The organism is Haladaptatus sp. W1 (assembly GCF_001723155.1).
Taxonomy (GTDB): Archaea; Halobacteriota; Halobacteria; order Halobacteriales; family Haladaptataceae; genus Haladaptatus; species Haladaptatus paucihalophilus.
Genome location: NZ_MEIH01000159.1, coordinates 1 through 6,180, shown reverse-complemented (window position 1 = coordinate 6,180; position 6,180 = coordinate 1). Strand labels below are relative to the sequence as shown.

Sequence of the window (6,180 nt, the reverse complement as noted above, 5' to 3'; positions counted from 1 at the left end):
ACGGCGTGTCGGCGTTTTCGACCCGGAGATAGACGTGTTCGCACTGGAAGCGCGCGCTCCGGTTGGTCGTGAACGCGCCCGGCGTCAGGCCGGATTCACAGCCGATTTGTGCGCCGTTGCAGACGCCGAGGACGGGAACGCCCGACTCCGCCGCCTCGCGGACCTGCGCCATGATGGGCGAGTTGGCGGCGATGGCCCCTGCGCGGAGGTAATCGCCGTACGAGAATCCGCCCGGCAACATCACGCCGGTCGTGTCCTCGGGCAGGTCGTCCTCGTGCCAGACGAGTTCGGCGTCGATCCCGAGGTGGGAGAGCGCGCGCACCGCGTCGCGGTCGCAGTTGCTCCCGCCGAACTGGACGATTGCGACCGTCATCGCTCCTCGACCGCGACCGTGTAGTCGTGAATCGTCGGATTGGCGAGCAGGCGCTCTGCCATCTCACCGGCGCGCTCCTCCGCGTCCGCGGACGACTCGGCGTCGAGGTCGATTTCGAACACGTCCGCAGAGCGGAGCGAGTCCAGTTCGAAGCCGAGTCGTTCGAGCGCGCCTCGCGTCGTTTCGGCCTCCGGGTCGAGGACGCCCCCTTTCAACCGAACCGTCACCGTCGCGGTGTAAGCAGTCATCGGTTGACCGTGCGCGTCCGTGTTCAAAAGCTCTTTTGGAACGAAGTCGTTGTGCACGTTCGTGTAGTTCTAACGGGAGAGCGTCACCCCACGACCAGCGGCCGACGCCGTTCGTCCTCGTTTTCGCTCCGCCTGTTTCGGTTCACGCCGTGGTTGTCGCCGGGCGGTATTCGAGTAGGCGCACCCTGCTACTTGTCAACGCGGACGGGAAATTTTGCACCGTCACAAACGCTTTTGCCACCCTGACCCGATACGTTTCTTCCATGGCCGTACCTCGTAACCGGCAGGTGAAGCGATGAACCACCGAGAGCTGACCGAAATCACCGTCGTCGGGACGACGATACCGGACTCGTCGCCCGCGTCACGACCCTCCTCTTCGAGCGCGGAATCAACATCGAGGACGTGGACCAAGCCGTCCGCGAAGGCGTCTTCCGCATGACGATACTCGTCGAGACGAGCGAGATGTCCGTGAGCAAGCACCGACTCCGGCGCGACCTCGCCGAACTCGGCGACGACCTCAACGTGGACGTTCGCGTCCGCTTCCCGTCGGAACGCGACTCACGACAGGTCGCCGTGCTCGTCACCAAGGAGTCGCACTGTCTCCGGCGGCTCCTCGACGAGCGCAACGAATTCGACGCCGAAATCGGGGTCGTCATCGGGAACCACGACGACCTCGAACCGGTCGCGAAGGAACACGGCATCCCGTTCCACGACGTCGGCGACGAACGCGGCGTTCACGACGAGGAGCGACTCCTCTCTCTGTTGGACGACTACGACGTCGACCTCGTGGTCCTCGCGCGGTTCATGCGCATCCTCAGCCCCAACGTCGTCTTCCGGTACGAGGGGCGTATCATCAACATCCACCCGAGCCTGCTTCCCGCCTTCCCCGGCGCGAAGGCGTACCGGCAGGCGAAGGAAGCGGGCGCGCGAATCGCGGGCGTCACCGCCCACTACGTGACGACCGACTTGGACCAAGGTCCCATCGTCACCCAGCGGGCGTTCAACGTGCCGGACGGCGCGAGCGTCGACGAACTACGCGAGCGAGGCCAACCGCTCGAAGCCGACGCCCTGCTCGAAGCCGTGCGCCTGCACCTGAACGACGACGTGGAGATTCGCCGCGGTCGGACCGAACTCCGCGACGGCGGAGACGAAACCTACCACCTCGGCATGCCGGATGAACTCGACGACGTGACGCCCGACGGACCCGTCGATGGGACGATTACCGTGGGCAAATCGGACGACTGACCTACTGATTTTAGTCCTCGGGGTCGAGTTTTCGCGCCAGGACGAAACAGGTGTCGCCACCTAAAACGTCGTTGACGGTCTGTCGCCAGAGAACGTCGAACCCCGCGTTTTCGAGTGTCGTGACGCTCTCGTCCGGGGACGGGACGCTCCAGTGCATCTCGACGCCGGTGCCGAGCCAATCGTCGTTGCTCCCTTCCCACGCCGTGGAGCCGACCGTAAGCAGGAGGTAGCCACCCGGACGCAACAGGCGATAGAACTCGCTCGCCACGTCGGGATGCTCGTCGGTCGGCACGTGGATCACCGAGTGATACGCACAGATTCCGTCGAACGCCTCGTCCGTCAGACCGAGCGCGGTCATATCGGCCTGACAGAATTGCCCCTCGGGGACGTTCTCGCGGGCGCGGGCGACCTGTTCGCGGGAGAAATCGACGCCGACGAGGTTCGTGTGAGTCGCCAACAGTTCTGCGATGGGACGGCCCGCGCCGCATCCGGCGTCGAGGACACGGGCGTCGTCGGGGAGATGGCCGTGGAACTCCGCCAAGAGGGCGATGTCCTCGCTCTCCTCGTCGCTGCCGTTTCGCTCGGCGAGGTAGTCATCCGCGATTCGGTCGTAGGCGCGACGAACGTCGTTTCTCTCGTGGGGCATGGGTCGGAACGGTGAAACCGTACTGTCGTTCCATGGTTCGGTCTCGTATAAAAAGGTTCGCCGACGGCATTCGTGCCGTCGTTTCGAAAGTCCGCGTTACAGGTTCTTGATGGCCATCACCGCGTCCTCCAGCGACGGCGCGTCGAACAGGTCCCTATCGACGTAGGCGTTCGTTCCCGCGGTGTAGAGGTCGCGGGCGGCGGTGATAACGTCGTCCGGCAAGGGTTGCGGTTGGACCGAGCACAGCGATTTCCAGTCGGCCACGTCGCGCTCTTTCGCCTCGACCTTGGCGTCTCGAACCGCGTCAACCCACTCGGTCTGCTCGCGCTTGTGGTACTGGCGGATGGACTCCTTGCTGACCTGCTGGCCGTGGAAGGTGAATCGGTTCTCGTCGAAGGTTCCAACCACGTCGGCGACGCGAATTTCGCCGTCGTAGTAGAGACACTCGATTTTGCCGTCCTCGTGGGTGAGGTCCGCTTTCGCGGCCTGCCGGGTAACGAAGTCGTTCACCTCGTGAGCGATTCGTTCCAGTTCGTCCACGTCGGCCTTTCCGGCGATTTCGTCGGCTTCGCTCCGCGAGAGGTATCGGTCGCTCTCCTCGAATTTGGTCGAAAACTCGACGGCAGGTTCTTCGAGTTGAACGGCCCCGTCGGGCCACTCCGGGAAGTCGAGTCCGTGGTCTTCCGGGTCGGTCCGTCGTCGAAGGCTCGACCCGACCGGCACGCTGTTGCGGAAGACGATTTCCAACGGGATGAGGTAGTTGTCGTCCGCGCCGCTATGAAAGAGGTCGTAGTCGTAGTCGCGCCCCTCGTGCGGCAGGTTCGGAACCTGCGTGAGGTCGATGGCCATCTCGGTCGGCGGTTCGGTGACGTCCGAGAGGGGGACGACCTCGCCGTCGGAAACGACGCCGCGGTAGTGGGTCGGGATACCTTCCTCTTCCAGTCGTTCGAAGTTGAACGCGCCCATCGTACAGAGGCTGGCACCCTTGGCGGGAATCGTATCGGGCATCTTGCCCCAATCGAACACCGAGTAGTCGTCCGTGAACACGAACGACCCGCGCCCGAGCGAGTCCGGCGTCGGTTCGCGTTCGACCCGGAACTCCTTCACACTCGTCATGGTGTTGGGTCGGCCGCCCCCGACTAAGTAGTTTCCATCTTCGTGCTGAACTGCACCGACATGTGGCCGAAAGATGTACATATGTATGCGATATGGACTGCCGTGACCCGGCGATTTTTGGGGGTCCGACGGGATTGATGGGGCATGACTAACGTGCGCGCGGAGAGCAACGTACCTCGGGAGGGGTTCGGGTTCGAACACGTACCCGAAACCGACCAATCGTTCGAGAACGCGCTGGAACGGGCGCGAAACGGCGACCGATTGACGGTCGCCGACGGCGTGGAACTGCTAACGACCGGCACCGGCCGTCCCGGCATCGACATCACCCGAAAGGAGCGCGTGCTGGAAGCCGCAGACCGGCGGCGCGAGGAGGTCGTCGGGGACCGCGTGACCTTCGTCGCCAACCTGAACAACAACGTCACGACGGCGTGCAACACGGGGTGTCTCTTCTGTAACTTCAAGAACACCGCCCAGAACTTCGAGGTCGGTTCGGATGAGGAGCACGGCGGATTCACGAAAACGCCCGAGGAGTCACGCGAAATCGTCGCCGACGCGCGCGAACGAGGGATTTACGAAGTGACGTCCGTCAGCGGCCTGCATCCCGGAATGGCGCTGGACGACGACCACCTCGAACTCCTCGAAGCGAGCGAACGGGGCGACCTGAACTACAAATCGCCGGACGAGTACACGATCGACCCCGCGACGTACACCGAGCAGATACGCGCGATGAGCCTCCCCGGAATCCACGTCCACTCGATGACGCCCGAGGAGGCCTACCACGCCCGCCGCGGCACTGACTGGAGCTACGAGGACGTCTTTCGAAAGCTGAAGGCCGCCGGACTCGACAGCGTTCCGGGCACCGCCGCGGAGATTCTGGTGGACGAGGTGCGCGGCGTCATCTGTCCCGGAAAAATCGGCACGGACGAGTGGATGGAGGCGATGGAGGCCGCCGCGAACGTCGGCCTCGACACCACGGCGACCATCATGTACGGCCACGTGGAAAACGAGATGCACCGCGTCCTCCATCTGGAGCGACTCCGGGAGCTACAGGACCGAACCGGCGCGATAACGGAGTTTGTCCCGCTCTCGTTCGTCCACCAGAACACGCCGCTGTACGAGCGCGGCATGGTCGAAAACGGCGCGAGCACCCACGAGGACGAACTGCTCATCGCCGTTTCCCGCCTGTTTCTGGACAACATCGACAACATCCAATCGTCGTGGGTGAAGTACGGCGACGAACAGGGGTTGAAGATGCTCTCGTGTGGCGCGAACGACTTCATGGGCACCATCCTCTCGGAGGAAATCACGAAGCGGGCGGGCGGGCAGTTCGGCGAGTTCCGCTCGTTCGAGGAGTACGTCGAGATGATAACCGCCATCGGCCGCGTCCCGGCGGAGCGTTCGACCGACTATCGCCAAATCCGTGAAATCGACCCCGACGACCCGCCGTTCGGCCCTACCCTCGGGCCGTGCGCCGACGGAACGCCGCTGCTCGACTGACGAACCGAACGGGATTCGGGTGCGGAGTACGACGGCGACGCGACCGCTCGGAAACGACGATTACGGGTAGTCCATCGCGGAACGGTACCGTTCCCCGGCCTCGTCGTCGGCGTCGAGCGCCGCTCGAATCGGGTCTGAAACCCGACCTTCGTTCACGAACCGCTCGTAAACGGGGAGGCGCTCGCGGAGCGGAACGCCCGCCGACTCCGCGATGTCCTCCAGTTCGCGCAAGGCGGGCCACGCGTAGTCCGGGTTGATGTAGTCGTCCGTCACGGGCGAGACGCCGCCCAAATCGTCCACGCCGCAATCAAGCAGGTCGCGCGTCGGCGAGAGGTTCGGCGGCACCTGCACCGACACCTCGTCGGGAAGCGCCACCCGCGCCATCGCCACGACGCGGCGCATCGTCTCGACCGACGGCCGCTCGAATCGGGACCGTTCGTTCGGCACCACGTTCTGGACGATGACCTCCTGTACGTGGTCGTATCGGTCGTGCAGTTCACGAATCGCCAGCAGGCTTTCCGCTCTGTCCCGCCAGTCCTCGCCGATACCGACGAGCAGTCCGGTCGTGAACGGCACATCGAGTTCGCCCGCGTTCCGAATGGTGGCGAGGCGCTGGCCCGGACTCTTCCGCCGCGGCCCCGCGTGGGCGTCCACGTCCGCCGTCGTCTCCAGCATCACGCCCATGCTCGCGTTCACGTCCGCGACGAGTTCCATCTGCTCGCGCGTCTGGTCGCCCGGATTCGAGTGCGGGAGCAGTCCCTCCTCCAGCGCGATTTCACACACCTCGCGGAGGTACGAGTGAATCGAGTCGTGACCCCAGTCGGCCAACTGCTCGTGAACCCGCGTGTACCGCTCGTCGGGGTCGTCGCCGAAGGTGAACAGCGCCTCGGTACACCCCGCGTCAGCGCCTGTTCGAAGCATCTCCCGGACTTCCTCGGGAGAGAGTAGGGAGGCCTCGCCCGGCGCGTCGAAGTACGTGCAGTAGGTGCAGGTGTACCGACACGCCGTCGTCAGCGGAACGAAGACGTTCCTCGCGTAGGTCAGCGCGTCGGCGG

Annotated in this window: 6 protein-coding genes and 1 pseudogene; 2 read left to right on the top strand and 5 right to left on the bottom strand. The window is 64.5% G+C overall.

Going from position 1 to position 6,180, the window contains the following annotated elements; translation table 11 throughout:
• Both purQ and purS read right to left on the bottom strand, forming a co-directional pair.
• Window positions 1-373, bottom strand: a 373-nt coding sequence (gene purQ / locus BG842_RS08610) for a phosphoribosylformylglycinamidine synthase I (protein ID WP_069450447.1), incomplete at its 3' end; no start/stop codon positions are given.
• Window positions 370-621, bottom strand: a complete 252-nt coding sequence (purS, locus tag BG842_RS08605; RefSeq protein WP_007976870.1) for a phosphoribosylformylglycinamidine synthase subunit PurS — start codon at window positions 619-621, stop codon at window positions 370-372. The genes purQ and purS, both read right to left, overlap by 4 nt.
• Window positions 622-916: 295 nt before the next feature.
• Between purS and BG842_RS08600 the strand changes: the two are divergent.
• A pseudogene (locus tag BG842_RS08600) lies at window positions 917-1,866 on the top strand (formyltetrahydrofolate deformylase).
• Between the two features lie 10 nt (window positions 1,867-1,876).
• Here the strand turns inward: BG842_RS08600 and BG842_RS08595 are convergent.
• Window positions 1,877-2,512 carry a class I SAM-dependent methyltransferase gene (locus tag BG842_RS08595; RefSeq protein ID WP_069450446.1) on the bottom strand — a complete coding sequence of 212 codons (636 nt, stop codon included), beginning with the start codon at window positions 2,510-2,512 and terminating at the stop codon, window positions 1,877-1,879.
• A 96-nt stretch (window positions 2,513-2,608) separates the two neighbouring features.
• Window positions 2,609-3,628, bottom strand: coding sequence for a phosphoribosylaminoimidazolesuccinocarboxamide synthase (locus tag BG842_RS08590; RefSeq protein ID WP_069450445.1), 1,020 nt, complete (start codon window positions 3,626-3,628; stop codon window positions 2,609-2,611).
• A gap of 144 nt (window positions 3,629-3,772) precedes the next feature.
• Here BG842_RS08590 and cofH point away from each other — a divergent pair, with 144 nt between their 5' ends.
• Complete coding sequence (cofH, locus tag BG842_RS08585; RefSeq protein ID WP_069450444.1) at window positions 3,773-5,125, top strand: 7,8-didemethyl-8-hydroxy-5-deazariboflavin synthase subunit CofH; 1,353 nt, start codon at window positions 3,773-3,775, stop codon at window positions 5,123-5,125.
• A 60-nt stretch (window positions 5,126-5,185) separates the two neighbouring features.
• Here the strand turns inward: cofH and cofG are convergent.
• A partial coding sequence (gene cofG, locus BG842_RS08580; RefSeq protein WP_069450443.1) for a 7,8-didemethyl-8-hydroxy-5-deazariboflavin synthase subunit CofG occupies window positions 5,186-6,180 on the bottom strand: 995 nt, incomplete at its 5' end.

Excerpts from the sequence above, each read along its gene's own strand:
- cofH (WP_069450444.1), top strand. The coding sequence starts at position 3,773 with ATGACTAACGTGCGCGCGGAGAGCAACGTACCTCGGGAGGGGTTCGGG.
- BG842_RS08590 (WP_069450445.1), bottom strand. The coding sequence starts at position 3,628 with ATGACGAGTGTGAAGGAGTTCCGGGTCGAACGCGAACCGACGCCGGAC.
- BG842_RS08595 (WP_069450446.1), bottom strand. The coding sequence starts at position 2,512 with ATGCCCCACGAGAGAAACGACGTTCGTCGCGCCTACGACCGAATCGCG.
- purS (WP_007976870.1), bottom strand. The coding sequence starts at position 621 with ATGACTGCTTACACCGCGACGGTGACGGTTCGGTTGAAAGGGGGCGTC.